Consider the following 25,778-nt stretch of genomic DNA (forward strand, 5'->3'; position numbering starts at 1 on the left):
ACTGTCAGCTCGCCTTTTTGCGCGCGGCCAGCTTTTCGAGCAGTGGCGAGAGAAGCGTCTTCTTCGCGCGCCGCGCCGCGCCGCGCCCCATCAACAGACGACCAATATCGTCAAGCGTCTCGACGATCTTCGACCCCGCCTCGACTTCCGCGAGCATTTGACCGTTATTCGCCGCCGTGCCGAAGAGTTTGGGCTCGAAGGGCACCACGCCGAAGGGTTCGATCTCGATCGCCTTCGCGAATTCGGAAAGGGAAATCTCGGGGCGGCGCGGAACGCCGACCATGTTGAGGATCACGCGCGGCGGATGATCGTTGACCCGCGTCGTGCGAAGCGAATCTATGATCGTCTTGGTGTTGCGCAGATTGGCGAGGTCCGGAGCGGACACGATCACCACCTCGTCGGCGGCCACGAGCACGCGCTTCGTCCATCCAGACCATTGATGCGGCACATCGAGGATGGAGCACGGAGTCGTCGAACGCAGAATGTCGAGCGTCGCGTCGAAGGCCTGCTCCGGCAGGTCGTAGAGACGATCGACCGTCGCCGGCGCGGCGAGAATGCTGAGCGTGTCGCTGCATTTCGACAGCAGGCGATCGACGAAAGCCGTATCCAGGCGCTCGGGCGAGAACACGGCGTCCGCGACGCCTTGCGGCGGGTCCTGATTAAAATCCAGGCCCGCGGTCCCGAAGGGAAGATCGAGATCGACGATGACCGTCTGATATTCGAGAAGCCGGGAAATCGACCAGGCGAGATTATGCGCGATGGTCGAGGAGCCGACGCCGCCCTTGGCGCCGACGATCGCGATCGTGCGGCCGAGCACGTCGGACGTCGGGCCGTTATAGAGATGCGACACCTGCGAAATGAAGCTCAGCACCTCGATCGGCGCGACGACATAGTCGCTCACGCCGCGCGACGTCAATTCGCGATAGAGCGCGATGTCGTTTTCATGCCCGACGACCATCACCTTGGTGCCGGCGTCGCAGAACTCGGCGAGGCCGTCGAGCTGATCCAGCAGCGTAGCGCGATCGGCGTAGGTTTCCAGCACGATCAGGTTCGGCGTCGGCGCCGTGCGATAGGCCTCGATCGCCGCCGGCAAGCCGCCCATATGCACTTTCACATGGGTTTTGCTCATACGGCGGTCCGTCGCCGCGCTTTCGATCACATTGGCGACATCCTGCGATTCGCAGAAGGCCTGGATCGAAATGCGCGGAACCGGGGCGATCTGGTTCGCGGCGTCGTTACGCGACGCGCGCTCGATTGCTGTATCTGACATTACGAGCCCCCACCCACGCTGCTGATGTCGGTCGCCTTGAGACGCCATACCGTGCTCGGATCCTCGCCGCGACGCATCTTGTTGATGCTGCGCATGCGCGTTTCGATATCCGACGCTGTTTCGCCTCGCGGATTGGCGAGATCGCGCGGATCGGCGACCTGTGCGGAGAGCGTCGCCTGCGACGCGCAGCCAAAATTCCAGTAGGTCTCGTTCTGCCAGCCGTCGACCGACGTGCCGGAGGCGAGGTCGCGCGGCCACTCGCCGCAGCGATCGGCGACCTTGGCCTTGATCGACTGAAAAGAGAGACGGATCGGCGCGGCGAGCCGCGGATCGGTGACCGGATATGTGCCGACCAGGATGTTCCCGCCGAGTCCCGCCGAAGCGAGCGCGTGACGCACGGCGCCGGCGTCGGCCGCGGTCGCCTGCGCCGCCGGACTTCCCACCGGCGTCAGCATCGACACCTGACCGTGCCCGAACTCCCGATAGCGGGCCATGAATTCGCGGATGCGGCCCATCGTTTCCGGATCGATATGACCCCGATGCGCGGCCGGGAAAATGTCAAGGACCTGCGGCGAGTCGCTCAGAACCACCGGATGCCGGTCATGATAGTCATAGGGCGTCGTCGGCGGCGGCAGCGTGCGCTGCACCCCGCAGGCGCCGAGCGGCGCCGCCAGAAGCAGGGCGAGGACTCTGCCGGCGCGAAGCGCGTCGCGCCGCTTCGTTCCGCGTGCGAAGCCGCTCGGCGTCTTCGCGATTTCGATATCGATGGACATTGTCGTGATCCCTCGCGGCCGTCGCGCCTTAGTCGTGAATGAAGCCGATGCGGCCCTTGAAGTTCTGCATCATCTGCGGATTGCTGCGCGTCGAATAAATCCGGTTGACGCGGCCGAGCAGCCAGCCTTGCGGGTCGCTGGCGTCGGCGAGATTGTCGTCGGGCCTGGCGACTTCCTGCTGGGTGAGCGCGCGAGCGATGTAGGGCGTCACGACGACGAGCAGCTCGGTCTCATTGCGCAGATAGTCGCGGGAGCGGAAGAGCGCGCCGAGAATCGGCAGGTTCAGAAGGCCGGGAACGCCGGTGATCGCCTGCGCGGATTTCTGCGTGAGCAGACCCTCCGTCGCGATCGAACCGCCGGACGGCAGCTCGACGGTCGTTTCGTTCTTGCGGGTCTTGAAGCCCGGAACGGTCACGTTGGCGTAGGTGAAGCTGTTCTGAACGTCGACTTCGGTCACCTCCGTCGCGAGGCGCAGGGAGATACGGCCTTCCGAGAGGACGACCGGAATAAAGTTAAGAGATACGCCGTAGGGCTTGAACACGATGCCGGGCGTACAGACGGGCTGGAAGCCGCCGGTCGAGACCGTACAGGCGCCGGATCCCGGCACGGCGATTTCGCCGCCGACCAGCATCTTCGCCTGTTCGCCGGAAATCGCGGTGACCGTGGGTTCGGCGAGAATGCGCGTCACGCCATAGCGCTCGAACGCCTTCAAGGTCGCGCGCGTGTCGTTCGGCCCGTTGATGATCAACGCGGTGTTCGACACGATCGGGTTGACCGCGAAGGGGTTCTCGGAGATGAACTTGCCCCAGCCGCCGCTAAGGAGCGTGTCGCCGCCCGATTGGGCCGAGAAGCCGAGCTGCTTGATGACCTTGCGCTCGACCTCGGCGACGGTGACCTTCAGCATCACCTGCTCTTCGCCGCGGATCGTCATGGCGTTGATGACGTTGCCGTCCGCAGAGCCGCCGACGCCGCCGGGCACAGAGGTCGGCTGCGCGCTCGTCCCGCTGCCGCCGCTGCGCGCTGCGCGAGAGGCGAAGCCCTTCGCGATGTCCACGGCCCGCTGCGCTTCGCCGCCGGAGCCGACGTCGCCGGTCAGAATGATGATGTCGTTCACTGTCCGCGCGACGATATTTGATTTCGGCAGAGCCGCCTTCAACAGCGGCATCAATTCGCCGACGTCGCGGCCAATGCTGATTTCGAGATTGGCGACCTGCCTGCCGCTGGCGTCGAGGCCAATGATCGTCGTCTGCCCGGCTTCCTCGCCTATCACATAGATCTTGCGCGGCGTTCTGACGACGGCGTCCGCGATCTTGGGATTGCCGACAACGATTTCGGCCACGTCGCGCGGCAGATCGACGATCATGGATTTACCGACGCCCATCGAGATGCGGCGCGCCAGCATCGCGCTTGAGTCCGCTTCGATGCCGCCGGGATAAGGGCCCTGCGCGAATGCCGGCGCGGGAGCGCTCGCCACCGTGACCGCGACCGTCGCCACCGCGGCGCCGACCAGATTCTGCATCAAGCGGCTCATATGCGGCGCTCCTCGCAAATTAGTGGTTTCGGAATTTGAGGACGTCATCGAGGCGCTCACTTCATTCGCATGTTGGCGGAGACGCCGTGCCGCACGACGGTCAGCGTATCGTCTTCATCGGAACCGGTCGGCGCCTCGGCGGACGCGTCCTTTACGATCGCGTCGGTGATCGGGCGCAGCGAAAGAACAAGCTGGCCGGTGCGCTGGGCGAGCACGACGAGTTCGGCCTGGCGCGGGTCGAGTTCGAGCGTCGCCGTCGACCCCGTGACCACGGGCTCGGCGCCTTTCTTTTCGACCGTCTGGCCCATGGCCAGCACGCGCACATTCGCAAGCACAACCTCGGAATTATAGACCTCGTGGCCGAGATCCTTCGACGCTTCAGGGTCGCGATACGTCCGGATCACGTCGACGCGGTCGTTGGGCAGGATGAAGCCGCCCGCCGTATTGTTCAGCGTCACATCGACCGCGATGGCGCGCTTGCCGGGCGACAACATCGTCGACATGAGGCCGGCGGTGACGCCCTTGATCAGGCGGTCCTTGTGGATCGGCTCGCCGCTCGAGATGGGGATGCGCACGTAGGAAGATTTGAGGTCTTCCTTGGCGTTCGGGTTTTCGGTCTTGGAGAGCGCGCCGACGGGAACGGCGTTCTTCGGCCAATCCACCCAATTGGCGTCGGCGTCGGCGATTTCCGTGCCGTAAGGCAGATCGCGCGTCGCAACCAGCACTTGATCGACATTCGCGGGCGTCGGCGCAACGATCTGAACTGGCGGCGGCGGGCTCGAGCCGTTCATCATCATGAACGCGGCGCCGCCTGCGGCGACTGCGACTGCGAGAACTGCGATTTGTGCCTTGTTCATCGTGCGGTATCCAACGCCTCGCCAAATCGAGGTTGGACACAATTCAAGCGGATAAACGTCAAATTAGGGTTAATCAGATCTTACAAGTCGTAGATATTCAGTAGGCTCGAAATTGCACAGTAAAGCTCTGAAACTACGGGGAATCGCCACGCCTCAGCCGCGCTTCGGCGAATTAATCCGCCAGGCGCCGTCTTTAAGAAATTTGTGCTGAAAGCGGCTTTGGGCGATCCGTGATTCCGCGCCGGCGAAGGAAGGCGGAACCGTCAAACCCCGGAGAGTCTGAACCAGAGCAGCGACTGGGGGTAGATCAGGAGGCCGCCGACCGCGAGCGCGATCCCATACGGAACGCCATTTGTCTTTTCCGCGAGCCTCGCGATGAAATCGAACGAAAGCAGACGCGAAGGCAGATCGTTCCAGCGCATCATCATAATGACGACGGTAAGAACGCCCCCGGCCAGCGACGCCACGAGACCGTAATCCAGCAGATTCTCCCAACCCAGCCAAAGCGCTGTCGCGGAAGCGAGCTTGGCGTCGCCGCCGCCGACCCATCCGAACTGGAACATCGCGAAAGTCAACGCCAGCACGGCGAGCCCGCAGGAGACATGCATCACCAGCGTGTCCCAAGGCAAAGGCAGATAGGCCGCGAGTGAAAAATAGACGAAAATCAGGATGTATGACACCCTGTTCGGGATCGTCATCGTGAAGAGGTCCGAGAAGGCGGCGAAGAACATCAATGTCGGAAAGACGATGAACGCCATGGCCTCGATCATGGGAACCATCCCGGTTGACGCCGTCCGCGCCTGGGGGGCGCGAATTCGGGAGCGTAAAATCCAATCATTAACCGGCCGTCAAGCGGGGCCGGGCGCCTCGGCGTCATCAAACAATCAGCGGCCCCGTCTCCGGGGCCGCTGATGCGTTTCCGACGCGATCAAATCAATCACTGAGTGGTGAGGTTGCTCGAAACCGCACTGAAGGTGGCCGACAGGCTGGTGCCGAGGATCCGGACGCCGGCGATGATGGCGACGCCGATGAGCGAAGCGATCAAGCCATATTCGATTGCAGTGGCGCCCGATTCGTCCTTCATGAAACGCGCGAAGATCTTATTCATAGTTCTGCTCCGAACTGAGGTTTTACCATTCGTCGGGCCCGGCTCCAAGTTGGGGCCCGTTCGAATGATCGAAAGGTAGCGATCGAATCTTTCAAGTTCGTTGATCACGCCGGCGACAAATCGCTCGATTCTTCCGCGCGATGATTCGTTTCCGCACAAACTCAACCCTCGATAGATGACCGCAAAGGGTTCTTCTTCTCCCGCCGTCGCTCGTGAGAAATCGAATTCGCCTTTGAACGCCGATATTTCCGGCACACTCAACCCGCGTTGGCTGAAATTTGAATCAAATATCTTTTATCAATCGTTCACCATTAGCTGCTTTATTCCGCTCAAGCGTCGCTGCGAGACTTTCCACATGATTCTCAAGTCTGGCGGCGAAAGCGACCACGCTGCCATCTCGCGAGCGGACGCGGACTGCCCGACCCCGTCGCGAGTTGGCGCCAAAAGACAGCGCTTCATGGTGAGCCGCATGACCTTTGTTACGACTCTCTTCCGCGGGGCCCTGCTTCTGGCCTTTGGCGTCGCCGGCCTGCAAGCCACCGTCCGCGAAGCGTCGGCGAATGAGCGCGCCATTCGCGTGGATATCGATTATGCCCGCATCGTGAAGATCCCGCAGGGGGCCTCGACCCTCGTGATCGGCAATCCGCTGATCGCCGACGTCACCATGCTGAAAAACAGCCAATTGATGGTGATCACCGGGAAGAGCTTCGGCACGACCAACCTCATTGTGCTCGATAAATCCGGCGCACAGGTCGGCGAATCGACGGTCACCGTCGTCCCCGTTCTGGACAAGGTGGTGGTTCAGCGCGGCATGCACCGCGAATCCCTGTCCTGCGCGCCGAACTGCGCCAAGACCGTCGATCTCGCCGACGACGTCGCTTATATGAACAGCGTGATCGAGGCGGTGAAGTCGCACGACAGCGCGGCCACCTCTTCGCGTCGCTAAAGGTCTCTCGATTGCGGTAACCAAGAGTCGCGATGCCACTCAGCAGCGCAGCGGTGTCGGATAGATTGGTAACGCCCCGGCAACCCTTTGGCGTCAGTTTATCGCTGAAATGCGAGGGCGGAGCCTTTTGCTCCGTCCTGAGCGCTTCAGGTGTGAACATGACAGCCGCCAATCGTTTCATCAAACGGCCTTCGCTGCTTGCGACGAAACGCCCCCGGAGAGGTTTTCTTTCCGACGCAAGGGGAACGACGGCGATCGAGTTCGCAATGATTGCAGTGCCGTTTCTCGGTCTCATCGGCGCGATTTTCGAAACCGGCACGGTCTATTTCCGCACGGCGCAACTTCAGATGGCGACCGAGACCGCGAGCCGCGCCGTGCTGACTCACAGCACCACCGCCGGTCTGACCTACAAGCAGTTCGTCAACAACAATGTCTGCACATGGCAGTCGTCCGGCACGGTGAAGCAAGGCACGTTGTCGACCATTTTCGACTGCTCGAAGATTCTCGTGGCGATCGACAGTCCGGCGACCTGGTCGGCGGCGACCACCGATAGCGGCTTTTACACCAACCCGCCCAACCAGACCCAAGCGATCTCGATGCCCGCGCCTGGCCAGATCGCCATCGTGCGGATCGTCTATCCGATGAACGTTATTTCGGGCCTGCTGGGCGGCAGCGCCCTCAAGGGCCAGACCTTCAGCCAGACGCGCAACGGCCAAACGAAATATAACGGCGCATGGAGCTATATGCTCATGGGCATTGCCGCCTTCCGCGTGGAGCCAGGAAATTGATCAAGCGACGCCGGCTGCGCCTCAAGCGACTGCTCCGGAACGAATCCGGCATCGCCGCGGTCGAATTCGGGCTGATCCTGCCGCTCATGCTGGTGATCTATATGGGTCTCGTCGAGCTCTCGCGCGGCATGCGCACGGCGCAGCGGCTCGATCTCGTTGCGCATACGCTCGCGGATTTGACCGCGCAGAAGCTCGATTGTCCCAATCCCGCCGCCGGCACCTCGGCGACGAAGTGCGCGAAGGGACAGGCCGGTCTCAGCGAGGCGGATATCAGCTCCATTTTCTCCGCAGCCAATACGCTCATGGGGCTGCCCGCGACCTCTACAGCCTTGAAGATGGCGATCTCGGAGATCAACATCACCTCCCCTTCGGCCAACACATGGCAGGCGAAGACGAGCTGGACCGTCACCCGCAACGGCGCGACGGCGCGTCGCTGCGACCCGGCGCTCGTTCCGTCGAACGCCGCCCCCGTTTCGGCGACGACGATTCCGTCCAGCTATGTGCAGCAGGCTGCCAATGGCGTCAATCCGACGGTGGGCCCGATCATTGTCGCCGACGTCATCTACAATTATTCGCCCGGCGTGCACTTCGAACTTTTCAAATGGAATTCGCCGCCAACCTGGTCGATGCAGCGCACGAGCTATGCGCCGGTGCGCAACACTTACGTCCCGAGCCATATCCAATATTACATGACCTCGGGCACGAACTGCAATTCGACGCCCTAAGCGGAAACGCCTGATTTGCAAAACGCCGGCGCAGAAGCGCCGGCGTTTTTGATTCAGATCGTCTGATTATAGGCGCCGACTTCGGGGTTCTCTCTCAATATCCCATCGATGGCGGCGAACATTTCACGCAGCCGCGCCTCGGAAACGGGGCTTTCGACGACGACCACCAGCTCAGGCTTGTTGGACGAGGCGCGCACCAGTCCCCAGGTTCCGTCCTCGACGGTCACGCGCACGCCGTTGACGGTCACGACGTCGCGGATCGGCTGGCCGAGCAGTCGTTCGCCGCGCGCTTTCATGCCCTCGATGCGCGCCGTGACCTTCTTGACCACCTCATATTTCTTCTCGTCGTCGCAATGCGGCGACATGGTCGGCGACCCCCAGGTCTTGGGCAGATCGTCATAGAGGTCGGACATGCTCTTTCGCGGATTGCGGTCGAGCATCTCCAGAATATGCACCGCCGTCAGCAGGCCGTCGTCATAGCCGCGCCCGATCGGCGCGTTGAAGAAGAAATGGCCGGACTTTTCGAAGCCCGCAAGCGCGCTGAGATCATTGACGCGCCGCTTGATGTAGGAATGGCCGGTCTTCCAATATTCCGTATGCACGCCGCGCGAGACGAGTTCGGGATCGGTGGCGAAGAGGCCGGTGGACTTCACGTCCACGACGAATTTCGCGCCCGGATAAACTTTGGAGAGATCGCGCGCCAGCATGACGCCGATCTTGTCGGCGAAAATCTCCTCGCCATGATTGTCCACGACGCCGCAGCGGTCGCCGTCGCCGTCGAAGCCGAGCCCGACATCCGCGCCCGTCTCGCGCACCTTATGCGCGATGGCGTGCAGCATCTCCAGATCTTCGGGGTTGGGATTGTAGCGCGGAAAATTGTAATCGGGCGCGACGTCGAGCGGGATCACCTCGCAACCGAGCCGCTCCAGCATCTGCGGCGCGAAGGCGCCGGCGGTGCCGTTGCCGCAGGCGGCGACGACCTTCATCTTGCGCGCAAAGCTCGGTCGGCGGGTCAGATCGTCGAGGTAGCGCGCGCCAAAATCCTTGACGAAGCGATAGGAGCCGCCGCCAGCTTCGCGAAATTTTCCGGAGAGGACGATCTGCTTCAGGCGCGTCATCTCGTCGGGCCCGAAAGTGACGGGCCGTTGCGCGCCCATCTTCACGCCCGTCCAGCCATTGTCATTATGCGAGGCGGTGACCATGGCGACCGCCGGCGCGTCGAGCTCGAACTGCGCGAAATAAGCCATGGGCGACAGCGCCAGGCCGATGTCGCGCACGCGCACGCCGGAGGCCATGAGCCCGGCGATCAGCGCGAGCTTGATGGAGGCGGAATAGGAGCGGTAGTCGTGGCCGGTGACGATGTCGGGCGCGACGCCCATTTCGTGGATCAGCGTGCCGAGCCCCATGCCCAGCGCCTGCACCCCCATCAGGTTGAGTTCGGGCCCGAACAGCCAGCGCGCGTCATATTCGCGGAAGCCCGTAGGCTTCACGAGCGGCGTCTGCTCATATTCGAATGTGTTGGGCGTGAGGCTGGAAACGGGCGTGGGAAGCATGGCGGTCCTTGCGGCGATTTCTCGGCGCCCCGTTTACACCTTCCGGGAGAGAGAGCCAAATTTCCTCCCGCGCCCCCGCCGCGCCGCCGCGACCGAGGCTTGCGCCTTGCAGCCAACCCAGCTCGGTCGTAAACTCTATCTCGATATAGAGAATATCTTTTTTGGATCGGACGGATATGGGCAAGAAAATCATTCTCCTCGCCGACGGGACCGGCAACGGCCTGCTTTACCAGCTTTCCAACATCTACCGCCTTTGCTCGTCCCTGGACCGGACCAGCAAAAAGCAGCTTGTCTATTACATCCCGGGCGTGGGCACGCAGGGCTTCAAGCCTCTTGCGATGATCGACGGCGCAACGGGCTGGGGCGTGCCGTCCAATGTGCGCAAGCTCCACCGTTTTTTGTCCTGGAACTGGGAGCCCGGCGACGCCATCTACATGTTCGGCTTCAGCCGCGGCGCTTTCACAGTCCGCATGCTCGTCGATCTGATCGCGAAGGAAGGGCTGTTGCCCACAAGCATCGACGGACGGCGCGTATCCCATCTGGAAATGGAGCGTCACTCCGACGACTACTGGCGATCCTTCTGCGCCAAGGACCGGTCGCGCGACACCAATCTCTGGGTGTGGCTTGGCGTTCGCAAACCGAGAGACTTCCTTCTCGCCCATTGGAAGCGAGCGAGGCGTCAGCCGTCCTATGCGGACATCAAGGCCGCCGCCAAGGAGCGCGGGCCGAACGACGTTCCGATCCAGTTCGTCGGCCTCTTTGACACGGTCGAGGCCTATGGGGTGCCGATCGAGGAGTTGCGCGATCTCGTTCACTTTCTGACGATACCGATCAAATTCGGCGGCGATCACTCGATTTCGAGCAATGTGCGATGCGTCCGTCAGGCCCTGTCGCTCGACGACGAGCGGCGCACCTTTCACCCGATCAGGGTCTCGCTGCAGCAGGACGACCTCGATGAGCATAAGGCTGTCCGCGCCCCCACGGCGCAGGAAAAAAAGAAGCCGCTTAGGGTCGATGAAGTCTGGTTCGCCGGCGTGCATTCGGATGTGGGCGGCGGCTATCCCGACGACATGACCGCGCACTGCCCGCTGACATGGATGATCGGCGAGGCCGAGAAGGCGGCTGACGGCGTCACGAGCGCCAAGCTCGCATATCGCGACAAAACGGTGGAGGGCTTCAAGAGCGTCGCCACCGCCTTCGGTCCCCTCCACGACTCGCGTTCCGGCGTCGCCGTCTTGTACCGCTATGCGCCGCGCAGCGTCGTCGACCGGGACATGAACGGCCACTCCTATTGCAGGCCCAAGGTGCACCATACGGTGGTCGAGCGGCTGGTCGACGGCTGCGACGATTACGCGCCGCTCGCGCTCGGCGCCGCAGAGGTGGAGATGCCCGACGGGTCGGTCGCGGCGGCGCAGACAGGAGACAGATTCAAGACGATCGCGCCCCCCGACCAGTCGGAGACGCCTCAGATTTTGAAAGGCGACGAGCCGCGCGAACTCGCCCGAGCGCAATATGCGATGAACAAGCTCGACGCGCCCGACAGGGAGGAGATGGACAGCGCGCAACGCTTCGTTTGGCTGAATACGCAGGTGTACGTAGCGGCCGCCGCCGCCGTCGTCGTGGCGATATTATTGCTTCTTCACGGCCATTGGATTGTCGCTTTGCTCGCGCTGCCGATCCTGTGGGCGCTGAGCGTCCTCAAGGAAGATTTCAGCGACAAGATTCGCTGGCACGCGCGGAAGGCCTGGAGCGTCCAGGACGACAAGCAGAGAGACGCGGAACTCGCGGCGGCGGCGAGCGCCCCGCAGCTGGCCGAAAACGCCGCCGAATAACTACTGCTGCAACACGAGCGCGCCGGACTCGATCGAGAATTTCTGAAGCTTCGAGAGAAAGGTCATGCCGAGCAGGCTGCCCGAAAGCGCGCCCCGTTCGCCGACGACGGCGTCCACGTCATGGACGACGATATTGCCGATCCGCACGTCGTTGAGACGCACGCGCGCGACGTGAGCGACGCCATTCGCGGTGTTGACCTGATATTTGTAATCGGCAGGCGCGGGATAGAGGCCCGCCGCCGCAGCGTCCTCATAGGAAAGCGCCACGAGCGTCGCGCCGGTGTCGACCATCATCCGATAAAGGCGCGCCCCGTTCACCTCCACATCGGTTGAATACTGCCCGACCCGATCGGCCGCGATGCGGACTTCGTCCCGCCTGACAGGCAGGACCGCCCGCATCGGCGCAGCCGGGACCGCAATGGCTTGCGCCGGCGCCGCTCCGCTTGCGCCGGCCCGGAAGGCCGTCAACCGCGGATCGAGATGCGCGCCGCCCGAAAGGAGCTTCGCCACGACGATGCAGACGACGAAGGCGAAAACCGCGAAACGGAGCGTCCCGAACATGACGCCGGCCTCATGACTGTGGAGCGGGACGCCAAGCGTCCCGGGATAATCGCCTTCTATCCTCAGGCTGAATATTTGCCTCCGGCTTAATGCGATAGGCGAAACCCGCTATTTGCGGACGCGTCAGGCGCGCGGCTTCGCCCGCGTGGTCGGCGCGGCGCCGGCCGGATCGTCCGGCCAGACATGGCGCGGGTAACGGCCTTTCATTTCCTTTTTCACATCGTTCCATGAACCCGCCCAGAAGCTCGGCAGATCACGGGTTGTCTGAATCGGCCGGTGCGCGGGCGAGAGCAGCTCCAGCGTCAGCGGCACGCGGCCGCGCGCGAGGGTCGGATGCCGCGACAGCCCGTAAAGCTCTTGCACGCGCACGGAGAGAAGCGGCCCGTTGGGCGCATCGTAATCCAGCGCGTGGCGCGAGCCGGCCGGCGTCTCGAAATGCGACGGCGCCTCGGCGTCGAGGCGGCGCATCAGGTCATAAGGCAAGAGGGAAGCGAGCGCCGCATCAAGGTCGTTCGAGCTGATGTCGTTCAACGACACGCGGCCGATGACGCAGGGCGCGAGCCATTCTTCGACGCTTTGCGCCAAAACCGCGTCGGAGAGATCGGGCCATTCCTCGCCCTCGGCCTTGCGCAGAAACGCAACGCGATCTCGCAATTGCGCCTGCGTCTTCGTCCATGGCAGGCGCGAGACGCCAAGGCTCGCGAGCCCGCGCGCCAGGGCGGCGGCGCTTTCTTCATTCGGCTCGACGGAAAGGTTCTGCTCGCTCAAGCGGATCGCGCCGAGGCGGCGGAACCGCCGGCGCCGAAGGCTTGCGCTCGCAGGGTCGAAGACCGTCTCGTCGCGCGCTTCGATGCGCGCGCCGGCGATCTCTTCCAATTCTTCGGCCTTGAGCGCGCAGGCCGCGAGAATGCGCGCCTGAGCCGCGCGGCCGGTGAGCTCCGCGACGGCGAGGAAAGGCGCGCGCGACAGCGGGGCTTCGACCGGCAAGCTCGCGGCGCGGCCATTCGCCATCAGAAAATCGCCCTTCGCTCCGCGCGACTTGGCGAGACGGTCGGGATAAGCGAGCGCGATGAGGGCGCCGTCGGAAAGCGGCTTGGGATCGCGCGCGCGCGCCGCCGCCTTCGCCAGCCGCGCCCAATTCGCCGCCAACCTTTTGGCGTCCCGCGCGCGCTTGGAGCCGTCGCCCTGCAACCGATCCAGCCGATGCGAGAGGTCGGCGTCATTTCCTCCGAGTCCGCGTTCAGAAAGCAACATGGCGAGCTCCGCCGCCCGCTCAGCTTCGCTGTGACGCGCGGCCTCCAGCACCATACGGGCGAGGCGCGGCGGCAGCGGCAAGGCGCGCAGCGCCCTGCCCTGTTCCGTGAGCCGCCCATCTTCGTCGAGCGCGCCGAGATCGCGATCGAGCGCGACCGCTTCGTTCCAGGCCGGCGCCGGCGGCGCGTCGAGCCATTTCAATTGAAGCGGATCGCTCACGCCCCAGGCGGCGAGATCGAGGGCGAGGCTGGAGAGATCCGCCGCGAGTATTTCAGGACTTGCAAAGGCCGGCAGCGACGCCGTTTGCGGCTCGTCCCAAAGCCGGTAGCAGACGCCGGGCTCGGTGCGCCCCGCGCGGCCGCGGCGCTGATCGACGCTGGCCCGCGCCGAGCGCACGGTCTCCAATCGCGACAGGCCGAGGTCCGGCTCGTAAAGCTGCACGCGCGAGAGGCCGCAATCGACCACGACGCGCACGCCTTCGATGGTGAGCGACGTCTCCGCGATGGACGTCGCCAGCACGACCTTTCGACGCCCCCGGGGCGCTGGCGAGATCGCGCGATCCTGCTCGCCCTTGTCGAGCGCGCCATAGAGGGGCGCGACGTCCACGCCTTCGAGCCGCGCCTCTTCCAGCCGCGAGGCGACGCGCATGATTTCCCCCTGCCCGGGCAGAAACGCCAGCACGGAGCCGGGCTCTTCGCGCAAGGCGCGCAGGATTGCGCGGGTCGTCGCCTCCTCGATGCGCTCATTGGCGTCGCGGCCGAGATAACGCGTCTCAACGTCGAAGGCGCGGCCCTCTGACACGATCGTCGGGGCGTCGCTCATCAGCGCCGAGATGCGCGCCCCGTCGAGCGTCGCCGACATGGCGACGAGCCGCAGATCGTCGCGCAGGCCGGATTGCGCGTCGAGCGCCAGAGCGAGCCCCAGATCGGCGTCGAGCGAGCGCTCGTGATATTCGTCGAAAAGGACGGCGGCGACGCCTTCGAGCGCCGGATCGTCCAAAATCATCCGCGCGAAGACGCCTTCGGTGACGACTTCGATCCGCGTCTTCGCCGAGATTTTGGAGTCGAGGCGCATACGCAGGCCGACGGTCTCGCCCACCTGCTCGCCAAGCGTCGCCGCCATGCGGTTCGCGGCGGCGCGAGCGGCGAGGCGGCGCGGCTCCAGCAATATGAGCTTCCCGCCCTTCGTCCAGTCGGCGCTGATCAGCGCCAGCGGAACGCGCGTCGTCTTGCCGGCGCCGGGCGGCGCGACGATGACGAGATTTGAGGATTCCGCCAGCGCCGACTGAATGTCTGGCAGCACGGCGTCGATGGGGAGGGAGTCCTGAGGGCGTGTCAACTTCGACTCGGCTCGTCATGCAACCGGGCGAATGCCGGGCGTGAGCAACCCCTCCCCGTAAAGGGATTGGCGGCTTCCGCCGCAAGCGCTGCTCGCCTGATCGCCAGACCAACAAAAAAGGCGCCCCCGCCTCGCAGCGGGAGCGCCTTTCAATATCAGGCTTCGCGTTACGCCGCCTGCTGGATCGCGGAGAGCTTCCACGCCTCGGGGCTCGCGCCCGCCGGGCGGCGGAAGGTCCAGACCTCGGTCGCCTGCGTCGCGCCTTGCGAACCCGGGGCGGGCTTGCCGGTGGCGCGGTCCTCCATGACGTCGTTCAGCGAGAAGCGCATGGCGACGGACGCATATTCGTCCCCACCCTCGCGCCACGCCTCCGACAGATCGCCCTGAAGGAGCTTCACGTCGGTGACGCGGTTGACGACCCCCTTGCGGCGGTTGCTCTCGAGCTCCTCGTCGAAATGGCGGATCATTTCCGGCGTCGCCATGGCGCGCAGCGCGTCGAGATCCTCGCGGCTATAGGCCGCCTGCGAGGCGCCGAGCAGACGCTCGAAGGCGTTGAAGTCGCCGGCCGCGACCTGAATCGGCTGCGCACGCGGACGCTGAGGCGCCGCGCCGCCGAATCCCGTCGGACCCGCGCCGAGACCGCCCGCCGGACGGCCGCCAAAGGGCGCGCCGCCGCCAAAATTGAAGGTCGAGCCCTGCGGACCGACGCCGGCCGGCGCATTGCGGCGCTGCCACCAGGCGAAAGCCAGCTTCGCCAGGAAGACGATCAGGGCGATCTGCATCAGCAGACCGATGATCGACATGAATCCGCCCATGCCGCCGAAAAAGCCCTGCCCCGTCAGCAGGCCGAAAAGGCCCGCGCCGAGCAGGCCGCCGGCGAGGCCGCCCATCAGTCCGCGCCCGAAGGACGAGCCGCCATAAGACGGGTTGTAGCCCGGCTGATTCATGCCGAAACCCGAACGCGGCGTATCGCTGCGCTCGAAGGGCGAAGCCATTCCCGGCGCGGTGCGGGTCGAGGGCGGGGCCGACCAGGTGCGCGAACCGCGCGAGCCGAAGCTCCCGCCCCCGCCCATGCGCGCCTCGGCGATCGCCGGCGCGAGCGCCAGCAGCGCCGCAAGAACCAGTGAAATCAGCGATCCGCGCTTTTGCGCAAGAAACCGCAACATGTGCTTTCCCCTTTCGCGGGGAGCGTCGCTCCCCCTCGGGAAAGAGATATAGGAAGGGGAAAGCTCGGCCGCAAAGGCGAAACGCAGGAAATCGGACCGCCGGGATTGGAGAGGGCTATTCTCAGTGCTACGGAAGTCGCCCCACCCCTCGCCTGCCGCCTGAAACATGCGCCAATATCTCGACCTCATCGACAAAATCCTGCGCGAAGGCGTCCGCAAGGAGGACCGTACCGGGACGGGCACGCTCTCCGTTTTCGGCCACCAGATGCGCTTCGATCTTTCGGCGGGCTTCCCGCTCGTCACGACGAAGCGGGTGCATCTGAAGTCGGTGATTCATGAATTGCTGTGGTTCCTGAAGGGCGACACCAATATCCGCTATCTCAAGGAGAACGGCGTCACCATCTGGGACGAATGGGCGGATGAAAACGGCGATCTCGGACCCGTCTACGGCAGCCAGTGGCGCGCCTGGCCGGCGCCGGGCGGGGAGACGATCGACCAGATCGCCTGGCTCATCGACGAAATCCGGCGCAATCCCTTTTCGCGGCGTCTCGTCGTCACCGCCTGGAACCCGGCTGAGATCGACAAAATGGCTCTCGCGCCCTGCCACTGTCTCTTTCAGTTCCATGTCGCCGAGATAGAAGGGCGCAAGCGCCTCTCCTGCCAGCTTTATCAGCGCTCCGCCGACGTCTTTCTCGGCGCGCCTTTCAACATTGCGAGCTACGCCCTGCTCACGCGGATGGTCGCGCAGGTCACCGGCTGCGTTCCGGGCGACTTCATCCACAGCTTCGGCGACGCGCATCTTTATCTGAACCATATCGAGCAGGCGCGGCTCCAGCTCTCCCGCGAGCCCAAGCCCCTGCCCCGCCTTGTCTTGAACCCGGCCGTGACCTCGCTCTTCGACTTCCGCTACGAGGACATCGCGGTCGAGGGCTACGATCCCTGGCCGGCCATCGCCGCGCCGATTGCGGTATAGAGGCTTATGATTCCCAAACTCGTGGCCGTCGTCGCCCGGTCCCGCAACGGCGTCATCGGGGTCGATAACGGCCTGCCCTGGCGACTTTCCAGCGACCTCAAGCGTTACAAGGCGCGCACCTGGGGCAAGCCCATGATCATGGGCCGCCGCACCTGGGAGTCGATCGGCCGTCCCCTGCCCGGCCGCGAAAGCGTCGTCGTCACTCGACGCCACGGCTACGAGGCGCCCGGCGCCCATGTGGCGACGAGCCTGCCCGAATCGCTCGCCATCGCCCGCCGGCTCGCAAGCGAGATGGGCGCGGACGAAATCATCGTAGCGGGCGGCGAGGAAATTTACCGCGCCCTCCTCCCGCAGACCGACCGGATCGAACTCACCGAAGTCGCGCTCGATATTGAAGGCGACGCGCGCTTTCCCGTCCTCTCCCCGGAAGACTGGGAGGAAATCGCCCGCGAGACGCCGCCGCGCGGCGAAAAGGACGACGCCGACGTCACCTATGTGACTTTGAGGCGACGCCTGAAAGGAGAGGCGAAATAAGCCGCGAAGACCAGTTGCGGCGACGGCCCCAACTGGCTATAAGGCCCCTCGAAAGCAGCCCGCGCGGCCGCTGGATCGGAGTGTAGCGCAGCCTGGTAGCGCACCTCGTTCGGGACGAGGGGGTCGGAGGTTCGAATCCTCTCACTCCGACCATTTTCTAGAAATCCCGCCATCAGAGCAACCCGCCAAACGCGTCAGCCGCGATGCGCTTTGTCGTGGGCGTTGTCCGGGTCGTTGCGCATCCAGTCGGCGAGGCCGGCGAGTTGCTTGCCGATCGAGGCGCGCGCGGCCGGGTCTTCTATGCACTCCTCCAGCGCCGCGTTCATGCAGAGCAGCCAGGCGTCGCGCCCGGCCGGGCCGATCGAGAAGCGCGCATGGCGCATTCTGAGCCGTGGATGGCCGCGCTTGGACGAGTAGTCCTTTGGACCGCCGAGCCATTCCGACAGATAAGATTTCAGGATCGCCTTGGTCGGCCCGAGTTCGGCCGCATGCATCGCGCGGATGTCGCGCGCCGCGGGCGTCTCGTCCATATTGCGATAGAACGCCTCCACAAGGCGATCCACCGTCGACGCCCCGCCGACGAGACTGAACAATGTGGCGGATTCTTGCGTGTCTTCCGTCGTCATGGTCTCGACCGAGCAACAAAGGGGCCACTTGCCGAGCCCAGCCGCGCGGCGCTGTGATCGGCGCGGGGATCCGCCGGCGATGGGCCGGAAAAACAAAACGGCCCGCGCCTTTACATCCGAGGTCGCGGGCCGCTCTATCAATGCTCGGCGCGGGCGCCGGCGTTGGTTCATTCATATTCCGGTTGTCTGGCGTGAAACCTTCCAACCGCATCCTTTCGCGATCGACCTGCTTGGTGGCGATCAGCTATCCTGGCGCAATCGAGGTTCTCGCGACTTGGTTAACGCCCGGTTAACGCTCGCCGCTCGCCTGCCTGGCGAAGAGACGACGCATATTGGCGTCCGCCGTCCCGTCGCGCGGCGGCGTCGCAATTATTTTCTTACCAGTTCGACTATCCAGGCTCCCCACTTCGCGGCTGCGCGCCGGGCGTTTTTTCACGCCTCAGGCTGTCGCGCCGGCGTCGACGGTCAAAACCGCGCCGGTGACGTTGCGCGCCTTTTCGTCGAGCAAAAAGGCCACGGCGTTCGCGACATCCTCCGGCGCGGCGAGCCGCCGCAGCGCCGCGCGGCCCGCGATCTTGGCGCGGTCGTCGGCGTCGAGAGACGCCGTCATTTCCGTTTCGATGAAGCCTGGGGCCACCGCATTGACGGTGACGCCCATGCGCCCGACCTCGCGCGCCAGCGATTTGGTGAAGCCGACCAGCGCCGCTTTTGTCGCGCCATAGACGGCAAGACCGTTATATCCGGTCGAGGCGATGATCGAGGAGATGTTGACGATGCGACCGCCGCCGGCCGACATCATATTGCGCACGACATATTTGGAGAGAATGATCGGCGCGGTCACGTTGACGCGCGTGAGCATCTCGATCTGCGAATTATGCATCGTCGCGAGAAGCCCTTCCGTGCCGAGCGCCGCATTGTTGACGAGACCGTAAGGCGCGCCGAACTCCTTTTTCCAACGCAGGACGGCGTCCGGAATAGCGTCGAGCTCCGCGAGATCGAGCGGCGCGAAGGAAAGCGCGCCATTGCTGCGCGCGATCTCGTCTCGCAGCTCGTCGCTCTCCTTGCGTGCGACGGCAAGGACGCGAAAGCCGTCGGAGACGAGCCGGCGCGAGATCTCGAGGCCGAGCCCCCTGCTGCCGCCTGTGACGATCACGTTTCGCATCACGCCTGCCCGCGCAAGAGCTTGCCGCCCGCCGACATGGCGAGCGACGCCACGAAATCGATCGAGACGGGCGCCTTGTGACGCTCGAGCCGCGCGCGGCAGCTCGCTAGAATTTCATCCTTCACGTCGCGCTTTCGCTCCGGCGAAACGTCGCTCTCCTTGAGCAGCACTTGCGCGATAATCAAATCGCCCGTGATCGGATTGCGCCGCGCCTTCACGAGCGACATGCGCACCGCTTCATGCGCATTGATCACCTGCTCAACCTCTTCCGGGTGAACTTTGAGACCGCCCACATTGATCGTGCCCGCGCGCCGTCCCTTGAAAAGAAAGCGATCGCCGACGCGCTCGACGAGATCATCCGTGTCGACGAAACCCTCGGCGTCAGCGAGTTGAAGATCGTCGCGGCCGATATACCGATCCGCTGTCCGCCGCGATCTCAGTCGCAGCGACCCGTCGATCACCCGCATGTCGACCCCGGGAAGGCCGTCCAGATAAGAGATCGGAAAACCTTCGCGCCCGTCCGCGACCTCAAAGCCGACGCCCGCTTCCGTAGAGGCGTAAGCGTGAACGATCTTCGCCCGCGGATAGAACGAGGCGAGACTGTCGAGAATGGCTCGATCGGCGATCTCCCCGGAAAGGCGAAGATAAGCGGGCCCAATGCGCGCCGCCTCCGGATTCATCAGCAAGCGGCGCCAATGCGACGGCGTGCCGGAAAGATGCGTAATCCCTGCCGACGCCATACGCGACATATGCTCCGCAAGCGTTTCATCGCCTTCGGTCAGGAGCAGCGTGGCGCCGCTCGTCGCGGCGCGCAAAAAGATCTGCATGCCGCCATAGCGGCGGATGTCGTAGAAAGTCGACCAGACAGGCGCCGCTTCTCCCGCCGCGCGCATGACGGCGCCGAGCAACCCGTCCAGTCGATGCGCGACGAGCTTCGGCGCGCCCGTCGTCCCTGACGTCGGCAGAACCCATTCGGTCGCGATAGGCGCCGTGCGAGGCGAAGCGTCGAACCTCGAGGGGGAAACCGGAAAGCGCTGCGCGTCGGCGCCGAAATCTCTCGTTTCGTCGTCGCAAATGATCGCGTCTACGCCCGCTTGCGAAATGACGGAGCCAAGCCGCTCCGGCGTGAAATCGGGCGGCGCAATCACCATGCGGGCGGCGACGCCGTCGAGCTCCAGCATGGCGAGCGCGGCGAAGAATTGCGAAGAAACGCCGATAAGAACCGACTTTCCGGCGAGCGCCGCGCGGCGGCCATCGAGAATCGTGCCCTCGATCGCATCCCGCCACGAAATGCTTCTCGCAGACGCGCAGAGACGCGCCTCGCCCGACGGCGCCGACGCGCGAGCGAGAAGACGCAGGCTAAGCGGCTGCGACATTTTCATAGAGCGCGACAAAATCCGCCAATGTCACTGGAAAGTAGACTTCCTCCGACGCGGTGAAGGGATCAACGCCGAGCGAATCTTCAAGGCGCGCGACGATGATCGCGAAGCAAAGGGAATCGAGGCCCGAATTTGCGAGCGCGGTGTCGTCGGCGAGCGGCGCCAGCTTCTTTTGCTGCTCCGCAGCAACCTCTTCCATCACGGAAAGCACTGTTAACCGTATGCTCATCGCTACGCGCCTCTTCATTGTCGGCTAAGAAAGACCTAGCTATTTTTAGCTTCAATCCGCAAGTAAATCGGTCACGAATGGTGAACGTTCGCAACAATGGTTAAGCACAGATGAACCAGGACGTCACACCGCGAATTCGCTGCAGGATGATCGCCGAGGCGGATGCGCCCGCCCTCGCTCAATTGCTGACGCGCGGATTTCCGGATCGCACGCTGGAATATTGGCGCCGCGCGATGGAGACGCTTGCGCGCCGCGACGCGCCGGAAGGCTATCCGCGCTTCGGCTATATGCTGGAGCATGAAGGCGCGCCCGTCGGCGTCATTCTCATGATCTTCACGCGCGTCGGCGACAAGATCCGCTGCAACATTTCGAGCTGGTATGTCGACGAACTTTATCGCGGCTACGCCTCGCTGCTCATCGCCGCGGCAGTCCGCCACAAGGACGTTACCTATGTCAATATTTCGCCCGCGACGCATACATGGCGCGTCATCGAGGCGCAGGGCTTCCGCCGTTACGCCGACGGGCAGATGTTGACGATTCCGGCGCTCAGCCGCTGGACCGCCAACGCCCGCGTGCGGCCCTTCGACAAGAAACGCGATTATGGCGACGCGCTGACGGCGCAGGAGCGTGATCTCCTGACAGCCCATGTCGAACGCGGCTGCATGGCCTTGGTGGTGCACGGCAAGCGAGAAGCGCATCCCTTCGTCTTCCTTCCCAGACGCATCCTCAAAGGCCTTTTCCCGACGCTGCAGCTCGTCTATTGCCGCGACATCGCCGATTTCCAGCGCTTCGCCGGTCCGCTCGGAAGAGAGCTGCTGCGGCAGGGGCATCCGACGGTTCTCGTCGACGCGAGCGAGAAAATCCCGGGACTTTTCGGCAAGTTCTTTCGCGACCGCGGACCGAAATACTTCAAGGGGCCACAGCGTCCCCGCCTTGGCGACCTCTCTTTCAGCGAGAGCGTTCTCTTCGGACCCTGACCTCGAACCCGCCGAGCGCCCAAGTGAAAGCCGTGACCGAAATCTCCGCCGCGCAGGCGCTTGTCGATCAGCTTATCGTCAACGGCGTCGATCACATCTTCTGCGTGCCCGGCGAAAGCTATCTCGCCGTGCTCGACGCCTGCTATGAGCGCGACGTGAAACTCACCGTCTGCCGCAACGAAGCGGGCGCGGCGATGATGGCCGACGCTTACGGAAAGGCGACCGGCCGTCCCGGCATTTGCTTCGTCACGCGCGGGCCCGGCGCCGCCAACGCCTTCGCTGGCGTCCACATCGCGCAACATGACTCGACGCCGATGATTTTGTTCATCGGCCAGATCGAACGCACGAACAGAGAGCGCGGCGCCTTTCAGGAAGTCGATTACCGCGCAATGTTCGGCGGCCAGACGAAATGGACCGCGGAAATCGACGACGGCGCGCGCATGGCCGAATATGTCTCGCGCGCTTTCCACGTCGCCATGGGCGGCCGCCCGGGACCGGTGGCGCTGGCGCTGCCCAAGGACATGCTTGAAGAGCGCGTCGCGCCCGTCGCCTGCCCAGCCGCCGCGACCATCGAGACGGCCCCCGGCGCCGAGGCGATGGCGCAACTCGCGCAAATGATCGAAGCGGCCGAGCGTCCGCTTTTCGTCCTTGGCGGCGCGCGTTGGGACGAGGCCGCGTCGCGCAAGATGATGGAATGGGCGCGCGCCTTCGACATGCCCGTCGCGACGAGCTATCGGCGTCTTCCGCTCTTCGATCCGCTGCATGACTGCTATGCGGGCGATCTCGGCCTTGCCGCGAATCCGAAACTCGTCGCCCGTGCGAAGGGAAGCGATCTCTTCGTTCTCGTCGGCGGGCGGCTCGGCGAAATCCCTTCTCAAGGTTACAAGCTCTTCGATATTCCGGCGCCGCAGACCCGCTTCGTCCATGTCTATCCGCAGGCGGAAGAGTTCGGCCGCGTCTATGCGCCCGCTCTCGCGATCCATGCTTCGCCCAAACCCTTCGTCGATGCGCTGACAAAGCTCGCGGCGCCTTCCGCCATCCGCTGGGCGAAGGAAACGCGCGCGGCGCATCAGGATTATCTGGATTTCTCCCGCAGCTTCACGCCCTCCGCGGAGGTCGATCTCGCGCAGATCATGATCTGGCTATCCGACAATCTTCCCGAGGACGCGATCATCTGCAACGGCGCCGGAAATTACGCTTCCTGGATACACCGCTATTTCCGCTTTCGCCGCTACGGCTCTCACTTTGCGCCGACATCGGCGACCATGGGCTACGGCGTTCCGGCCGCCTGCGCGATCCAGCGCCTCTATCCGCAGCGGCTCGTCGTTTCGCTCAATGGCGATGGCGATTTCCTGATGAACGGCCAGGAATTCGCGACGGCGGTTCAATATGATCTGCCGATCGTCGTCGTCGTCTGCGACAACGCCAGCTACGGCACGATCCGCATGCATCAGGAGCGCAACTATCCCGCGCGCGTGATCGGCACCGATCTCAAAAATCCCGACTTCGCCGCCTATGCCCGCGCCTTTGGCGGATTCGGCGTCCGCGTCGAACGCACCGCCGACTTTCCGGAAGCCTTCGCCGCCGCGCGCGCCTCGGGCCGGCCCTCGATCATCCATTTGATGATCGACCCTGATCGCATTTCCCCCGCCGCCAATCTGTCCGCCATCCGCGCCGACGCGCTCGCACGCGGTTGAATAGAATCGCAGAGACGAAAAGTTCTAGACGCGCTTCGGTCTTCGAGAGCGCTCGCTAAGCAAGCTCATCGGCTCGAAAGGCCGCTTCTCGACCCGACGAGTTAGGCCTCATCCTGACGAGCAGGCAAAGCGCGCGTCTCGAAAGAAGAGGCCGCGTTTAGATTTCGCGCCTTCTTCAATCACCCGACCGCACGAAGCGGCGCCCGCGAATGGGCAAAATCCCAATACAGACTGCGCGCGCGCTTATACATGAGCCCGGCTTCGAGCGCCCGGTCGTCGATGCGCGACATGGGCGCGACCTTCTGGAAATTGCCTGTCGAGAATATCTCGTCCGCCCTGAGGAAATCGTCGTAAGACAGCGACGTCTCGACGACCTGCACGCCATCGGCGCGCAGCAGGCCAATGACGCGCTGACGCGTCACGCCGTTCAGAAAGGTTCCGTTCGCCGCCGGCGTGAAGACAACCCCGTCTTTCGCCATGAAGGCGTTGGAATTCGCGAACTCGGCGATATTGCCGAGCATGTCGCGCATGAGGCAATTGTCGAAGCCGCGCTTGGCCGCCTCGATCAATGCGCGCGCGCCATTGGCATAGTGACAGCTCGCTTTGGCGCCGACCGGCGCGGTTTCCGCGCTCGGGCGACGGAAAGGCGAGAGCGTCACGGCGCCGCCCTTTGGCGCAGGCATCAGCGCTTCATAGATGGTCAGGCACCAATTGGTCGAGTTGGGTTCGAAGCGCACGCCTCCGCCCAACCCGTCTTCGGCCCAATACATCGGTCTTATGTAGAGCTGCGCGTCGCGAGGAAATTTGCGCAATCCCTCCTCGACGAGCTCCCGCCACTCCTCGACGCTCAATGTAGGCTCGAGCAACATCTCGCGCGCCGAATTGTTGACGCGGGCGAGATGGAGATCAAGATCCGGCGTCACGCCCTCAAAGGCGCGCGCCCCGTCGAAGACCATGGAGCCGAGCCAGGCGCCATGCGTGCGCGGACCGAGGATTGGCGCATTGCCGTCCCGCCATTCGCCCTGGAAGAAAGTCCAGGTTTGCGAGACCGGGCGAAGCTGAACGGGAGACGCCATGATTTTCCCTCGCTAAACGCCGTTGAACATCGCGGGAGCCGGCGCCGGAGCCAGTCCCATCATACGGCTGAGCCTTCTGACGACGCGCGCCGCGAACAGCACAGGCTGAGGCACGGGGTTGCGGCAGAATGCGACTTTGCGGACATAGCTCTCAACGCGCCACGCCGCGTGCGAGCCCGCGCGGAACAGCGCGTGGTCGCCGGGACCGAGATGATGCTCGACGCCGGAATCGTCGCGAATGACGACCGAGCCTTCCAGGAGATAGACCGTTTCGTCGATGTCATAATACCAGTTGAAAACGCCCGACGTGCAGTCCCAAAGAAGCGTGGAGGCGCTTCCATCCGCGCTCCGCGAAAGAACGAAGTTGCGCGCGACGGGCGCGCCTTCGATCACCCAGGCGGGGTTGATCGGGCAGGCCTGCATCTCGACATTCCTGCCCTGATAGAAAACGATCTTGTCGTCACCGCTCATTGCTCTTCCCGCCTCTCGCCCGACTTCGGATCACTGCAGTCGAAGGACTTCCAACACCCCGCGCGGCCATTCGTCGACGTGAAGACCATGCGTCGCAAACAGCGCGATCGTGAGCCGGTCGATCCCGAAGGCGACGCAGCCGGAATGCGACAACTCGCCCGCCTCATCGAATAGCCCCCACGTCTTGCCGAAGTGTTCACGGTGATAGTTGAAGCTCATGCAAGCCGTCGGTCCGCCCTCGGCGCGAACGGGAATGAGCAATTCGAATTTCAGCGCCTGCTCGATCTGGTTCGCCGCCATCAATTGGCCCACGCGACCAAAGAACGGATCGCTGGCGCGATCGAAATGATAGGGAAGCTGCAGCGACTCCGCGATCGCCTGAGCGCGCTGCATCCACGCCTCGCGGAAGATCGCGATCTGCGCCGGCGCGCCGATGCGCACGAATTCGCGCATACGGAAGGACTGAAGCCTGTCGAGATCCTTCGATGGCTCATGGCGGAAGCAATCCGCCGCGACGTCGAAGGTCAGCCCCTCTTCGGGAACAGCGCCTCGTTCCGACGCGATGGGGTAAATCGGGTAACAGGCGGCGGGACTCAAGACGAGGTCGGCGCTCGTCGTCTCGGCGGTCCAGTCCGCCCCCTGCCTCGCCCGTTCGACGGCGGCGTTGACGTCGGCCTCCCCGCCATGCAGCGCGCAGATGCAACCGAGAAGCTGAGGAAAGCTGTTCAGATAGCCCTGTTTCTCGAGCTGGCGCAGGCTCATCACCGGCGGAAAGCGAAACGCTTCCGCATCGTCCGGACGATGGCGCGAAATCAGACGCTGCAGCGCGTCGACCACGTCCTCATATGCTTGCGTGCGCGCGTAAACGCCGTCGACGCCCATGGGGCGAAACAGATGGTCGAGGATCGTTTGGTCCGCGACCGGCTTCGTCTGCGTTGCCGTATCCATCGCT

General features: G+C 64.0%; 25 protein-coding genes and 1 tRNA gene. 9 read left to right on the plus strand and 17 right to left on the minus strand.

The genetic code is table 11. The annotated features are described in order from the left end of the window. Positions 1-4: 4 nt before the first annotated feature. From MMG94_RS05355 to MMG94_RS05380, 6 genes are all read right to left on the minus strand, one after another. A complete protein-coding gene (locus tag MMG94_RS05355) occupies positions 5-1,270 on the minus strand; it encodes a CpaE/TadZ family protein (RefSeq protein ID WP_016918047.1) in 1,266 nt (421 codons plus the stop codon). Continuing rightward, positions 1,270-2,043, minus strand: coding sequence for a CpaD family pilus assembly protein (locus tag MMG94_RS05360; protein WP_016918048.1), 774 nt, complete (start codon positions 2,041-2,043; stop codon positions 1,270-1,272). Before MMG94_RS05360 ends, MMG94_RS05355 begins: the two co-directional genes overlap by 1 nt. Before the next feature lie 28 nt (positions 2,044-2,071). Further along, positions 2,072-3,574 (minus strand): type II and III secretion system protein family protein, encoded by a 1,503-nt coding sequence (locus tag MMG94_RS05365; protein WP_016918049.1) that lies wholly within the window; start codon positions 3,572-3,574, stop codon positions 2,072-2,074. Between the two features lie 56 nt (positions 3,575-3,630). Further along, a complete protein-coding gene (gene cpaB / locus MMG94_RS05370; RefSeq protein WP_016918050.1) occupies positions 3,631-4,431 on the minus strand; it encodes a Flp pilus assembly protein CpaB in 801 nt (266 codons plus the stop codon). Between the two features lie 263 nt (positions 4,432-4,694). Continuing rightward, on the minus strand, positions 4,695-5,210 hold the full coding sequence (locus tag MMG94_RS05375; protein WP_016918052.1) for a prepilin peptidase: 516 nt from the start codon (positions 5,208-5,210) through the stop codon (positions 4,695-4,697). 158 nt (positions 5,211-5,368) lie between these two features. After that, positions 5,369-5,539 carry a Flp family type IVb pilin gene (locus tag MMG94_RS05380; protein ID WP_016918053.1) on the minus strand — a complete coding sequence of 57 codons (171 nt, stop codon included), beginning with the start codon at positions 5,537-5,539 and terminating at the stop codon, positions 5,369-5,371. Between the two features lie 232 nt (positions 5,540-5,771). Between MMG94_RS05380 and MMG94_RS05385 the strand changes: the two genes are divergently transcribed. The 3 genes from MMG94_RS05385 to MMG94_RS05395 all read left to right on the plus strand — a co-directional run bounded on the left by MMG94_RS05385 (position 5,772) and on the right by MMG94_RS05395 (position 7,998). Further along, positions 5,772-6,485, plus strand: coding sequence for a pilus assembly protein N-terminal domain-containing protein (locus MMG94_RS05385; RefSeq protein WP_016918054.1), 714 nt, complete (start codon positions 5,772-5,774; stop codon positions 6,483-6,485). 158 nt (positions 6,486-6,643) lie between these two features. Beyond that, on the plus strand, positions 6,644-7,273 hold the full coding sequence (locus tag MMG94_RS05390) for a TadE/TadG family type IV pilus assembly protein (protein ID WP_016918055.1): 630 nt from the start codon (positions 6,644-6,646) through the stop codon (positions 7,271-7,273). Then, complete coding sequence (locus tag MMG94_RS05395) at positions 7,270-7,998, plus strand: TadE/TadG family type IV pilus assembly protein (protein WP_016918056.1); 729 nt, start codon at positions 7,270-7,272, stop codon at positions 7,996-7,998. Before MMG94_RS05390 ends, MMG94_RS05395 begins: the two co-directional genes overlap by 4 nt. Before the next feature lie 53 nt (positions 7,999-8,051). On the opposite strand, the gene MMG94_RS05400 is transcribed toward MMG94_RS05395, so the two are convergent. Then, on the minus strand, positions 8,052-9,551 hold the full coding sequence (locus MMG94_RS05400) for a phosphomannomutase/phosphoglucomutase (protein WP_016918057.1): 1,500 nt from the start codon (positions 9,549-9,551) through the stop codon (positions 8,052-8,054). Between the two features lie 176 nt (positions 9,552-9,727). Here MMG94_RS05400 and MMG94_RS05405 point away from each other — a divergent pair, with 176 nt between their 5' ends. Beyond that, positions 9,728-11,383 (plus strand): DUF2235 domain-containing protein, encoded by a 1,656-nt coding sequence (locus MMG94_RS05405; protein WP_016918058.1) that lies wholly within the window; start codon positions 9,728-9,730, stop codon positions 11,381-11,383. Here MMG94_RS05405 and MMG94_RS05410 read toward each other — a convergent pair whose 3' ends face one another. The 3 genes from MMG94_RS05410 to MMG94_RS05420 all read right to left on the minus strand — a co-directional run bounded on the left by MMG94_RS05410 (position 11,384) and on the right by MMG94_RS05420 (position 15,702). After that, positions 11,384-11,944: a retropepsin-like aspartic protease family protein gene (locus MMG94_RS05410; RefSeq protein ID WP_016918059.1), complete on the minus strand. Its 561-nt coding sequence runs from the start codon at positions 11,942-11,944 to the stop codon at positions 11,384-11,386. It abuts the gene before it with no gap. 123 nt (positions 11,945-12,067) lie between these two features. Next, a complete protein-coding gene (gene hrpB, locus MMG94_RS05415; RefSeq protein ID WP_016918060.1) occupies positions 12,068-14,536 on the minus strand; it encodes an ATP-dependent helicase HrpB in 2,469 nt (822 codons plus the stop codon). A 167-nt stretch (positions 14,537-14,703) separates the two neighbouring features. Next, positions 14,704-15,702, minus strand: a complete 999-nt coding sequence (locus tag MMG94_RS05420) for a TIM44-like domain-containing protein (protein ID WP_016918061.1) — start codon at positions 15,700-15,702, stop codon at positions 14,704-14,706. A gap of 166 nt (positions 15,703-15,868) precedes the next feature. Between MMG94_RS05420 and MMG94_RS05425 the strand changes: the two genes are divergently transcribed. The 3 genes from MMG94_RS05425 to MMG94_RS05435 all read left to right on the plus strand — a co-directional run bounded on the left by MMG94_RS05425 (position 15,869) and on the right by MMG94_RS05435 (position 17,362). After that, complete coding sequence (locus tag MMG94_RS05425; protein ID WP_016918062.1) at positions 15,869-16,675, plus strand: thymidylate synthase; 807 nt, start codon at positions 15,869-15,871, stop codon at positions 16,673-16,675. Positions 16,676-16,681: 6 nt separating this feature from the next. Then, entirely contained in the window at positions 16,682-17,209 is a 528-nt protein-coding gene (locus MMG94_RS05430) for a dihydrofolate reductase (protein WP_016918063.1), read from the plus strand. A 76-nt stretch (positions 17,210-17,285) separates the two neighbouring features. Beyond that, positions 17,286-17,362, plus strand: a tRNA-Pro gene (locus tag MMG94_RS05435). A gap of 41 nt (positions 17,363-17,403) precedes the next feature. On the opposite strand, the gene MMG94_RS05440 is transcribed toward MMG94_RS05435, so the two are convergent. The 4 genes from MMG94_RS05440 to MMG94_RS05455 form a co-directional block, all read right to left on the minus strand. Beyond that, complete coding sequence (locus MMG94_RS05440; protein ID WP_016918064.1) at positions 17,404-17,835, minus strand: group II truncated hemoglobin; 432 nt, start codon at positions 17,833-17,835, stop codon at positions 17,404-17,406. A 439-nt stretch (positions 17,836-18,274) separates the two neighbouring features. After that, positions 18,275-18,997 (minus strand): SDR family NAD(P)-dependent oxidoreductase, encoded by a 723-nt coding sequence (locus MMG94_RS05445; RefSeq protein WP_016918065.1) that lies wholly within the window; start codon positions 18,995-18,997, stop codon positions 18,275-18,277. Further along, the gene (locus tag MMG94_RS05450) at positions 18,997-20,373 is read right to left on the minus strand and encodes an AMP-binding protein (RefSeq protein ID WP_016918066.1); all 1,377 of its coding nucleotides are present in this window, start codon (positions 20,371-20,373) and stop codon (positions 18,997-18,999) included. Before MMG94_RS05450 ends, MMG94_RS05445 begins: the two co-directional genes overlap by 1 nt. Then, positions 20,357-20,605, minus strand: a complete 249-nt coding sequence (locus tag MMG94_RS05455; protein WP_026015981.1) for a phosphopantetheine-binding protein — start codon at positions 20,603-20,605, stop codon at positions 20,357-20,359. Before MMG94_RS05455 ends, MMG94_RS05450 begins: the two co-directional genes overlap by 17 nt. Positions 20,606-20,715: 110 nt before the next feature. On the opposite strand from MMG94_RS05455, the gene MMG94_RS05460 reads away from it, so the two are divergent. Next, positions 20,716-21,582, plus strand: coding sequence for a GNAT family N-acetyltransferase (locus MMG94_RS05460; RefSeq protein ID WP_026015982.1), 867 nt, complete (start codon positions 20,716-20,718; stop codon positions 21,580-21,582). Positions 21,583-21,605: 23 nt separating this feature from the next. Beyond that, the gene (locus tag MMG94_RS05465; protein ID WP_016918069.1) at positions 21,606-23,279 is read left to right on the plus strand and encodes a thiamine pyrophosphate-binding protein; all 1,674 of its coding nucleotides are present in this window, start codon (positions 21,606-21,608) and stop codon (positions 23,277-23,279) included. Between the two features lie 179 nt (positions 23,280-23,458). On the opposite strand, the gene MMG94_RS05470 is transcribed toward MMG94_RS05465, so the two are convergent. The 3 genes from MMG94_RS05470 to MMG94_RS05480 are packed head-to-tail and all read right to left on the minus strand — an operon-like array spanning position 23,459 to position 25,774. Beyond that, entirely contained in the window at positions 23,459-24,355 is an 897-nt protein-coding gene (locus MMG94_RS05470; RefSeq protein ID WP_016918070.1) for a branched-chain amino acid aminotransferase, read from the minus strand. A gap of 12 nt (positions 24,356-24,367) precedes the next feature. Further along, the gene (locus MMG94_RS05475) at positions 24,368-24,826 is read right to left on the minus strand and encodes a cupin domain-containing protein (RefSeq protein WP_016918071.1); all 459 of its coding nucleotides are present in this window, start codon (positions 24,824-24,826) and stop codon (positions 24,368-24,370) included. A 30-nt stretch (positions 24,827-24,856) separates the two neighbouring features. Continuing rightward, a complete protein-coding gene (locus MMG94_RS05480; RefSeq protein ID WP_016918072.1) occupies positions 24,857-25,774 on the minus strand; it encodes an amino acid--[acyl-carrier-protein] ligase in 918 nt (305 codons plus the stop codon). Between the last annotated feature and the right edge of the window lie 4 nt (positions 25,775-25,778).

The sequence above is a fragment of the Methylocystis parvus OBBP genome (genome assembly GCF_027571405.1).
GTDB lineage: Bacteria > Pseudomonadota > Alphaproteobacteria > Rhizobiales > Beijerinckiaceae > Methylocystis > Methylocystis parva.

Excerpts from the sequence above, each read along its gene's own strand:
- MMG94_RS05355 (WP_016918047.1), bottom strand. The coding sequence starts at position 1,270 with ATGTCAGATACAGCAATCGAGCGCGCGTCGCGTAACGACGCCGCGAAC.
- MMG94_RS05360 (WP_016918048.1), bottom strand. The coding sequence starts at position 2,043 with ATGTCCATCGATATCGAAATCGCGAAGACGCCGAGCGGCTTCGCACGC.
- MMG94_RS05365 (WP_016918049.1), bottom strand. The coding sequence starts at position 3,574 with ATGAGCCGCTTGATGCAGAATCTGGTCGGCGCCGCGGTGGCGACGGTC.
- cpaB (WP_016918050.1), bottom strand. The coding sequence starts at position 4,431 with ATGAACAAGGCACAAATCGCAGTTCTCGCAGTCGCAGTCGCCGCAGGC.
- MMG94_RS05375 (WP_016918052.1), bottom strand. The coding sequence starts at position 5,210 with ATGGTTCCCATGATCGAGGCCATGGCGTTCATCGTCTTTCCGACATTG.
- MMG94_RS05380 (WP_016918053.1), bottom strand. The coding sequence starts at position 5,539 with ATGAATAAGATCTTCGCGCGTTTCATGAAGGACGAATCGGGCGCCACT.
- MMG94_RS05390 (WP_016918055.1), top strand. The coding sequence starts at position 6,644 with ATGACAGCCGCCAATCGTTTCATCAAACGGCCTTCGCTGCTTGCGACG.
- MMG94_RS05400 (WP_016918057.1), bottom strand. The coding sequence starts at position 9,551 with ATGCTTCCCACGCCCGTTTCCAGCCTCACGCCCAACACATTCGAATAT.
- MMG94_RS05405 (WP_016918058.1), top strand. The coding sequence starts at position 9,728 with ATGGGCAAGAAAATCATTCTCCTCGCCGACGGGACCGGCAACGGCCTG.
- MMG94_RS05410 (WP_016918059.1), bottom strand. The coding sequence starts at position 11,944 with ATGTTCGGGACGCTCCGTTTCGCGGTTTTCGCCTTCGTCGTCTGCATC.
- MMG94_RS05420 (WP_016918061.1), bottom strand. The coding sequence starts at position 15,702 with ATGTTGCGGTTTCTTGCGCAAAAGCGCGGATCGCTGATTTCACTGGTT.
- MMG94_RS05425 (WP_016918062.1), top strand. The coding sequence starts at position 15,869 with ATGCGCCAATATCTCGACCTCATCGACAAAATCCTGCGCGAAGGCGTC.
- MMG94_RS05430 (WP_016918063.1), top strand. The coding sequence starts at position 16,682 with ATGATTCCCAAACTCGTGGCCGTCGTCGCCCGGTCCCGCAACGGCGTC.
- MMG94_RS05440 (WP_016918064.1), bottom strand. The coding sequence starts at position 17,835 with ATGACGACGGAAGACACGCAAGAATCCGCCACATTGTTCAGTCTCGTC.
- MMG94_RS05445 (WP_016918065.1), bottom strand. The coding sequence starts at position 18,997 with ATGCGAAACGTGATCGTCACAGGCGGCAGCAGGGGGCTCGGCCTCGAG.
- MMG94_RS05450 (WP_016918066.1), bottom strand. The coding sequence starts at position 20,373 with ATGTCGCAGCCGCTTAGCCTGCGTCTTCTCGCTCGCGCGTCGGCGCCG.
- MMG94_RS05455 (WP_026015981.1), bottom strand. The coding sequence starts at position 20,605 with ATGAGCATACGGTTAACAGTGCTTTCCGTGATGGAAGAGGTTGCTGCG.
- MMG94_RS05460 (WP_026015982.1), top strand. The coding sequence starts at position 20,716 with ATGAACCAGGACGTCACACCGCGAATTCGCTGCAGGATGATCGCCGAG.
- MMG94_RS05470 (WP_016918070.1), bottom strand. The coding sequence starts at position 24,355 with ATGGCGTCTCCCGTTCAGCTTCGCCCGGTCTCGCAAACCTGGACTTTC.
- MMG94_RS05475 (WP_016918071.1), bottom strand. The coding sequence starts at position 24,826 with ATGAGCGGTGACGACAAGATCGTTTTCTATCAGGGCAGGAATGTCGAG.
- MMG94_RS05480 (WP_016918072.1), bottom strand. The coding sequence starts at position 25,774 with ATGGATACGGCAACGCAGACGAAGCCGGTCGCGGACCAAACGATCCTC.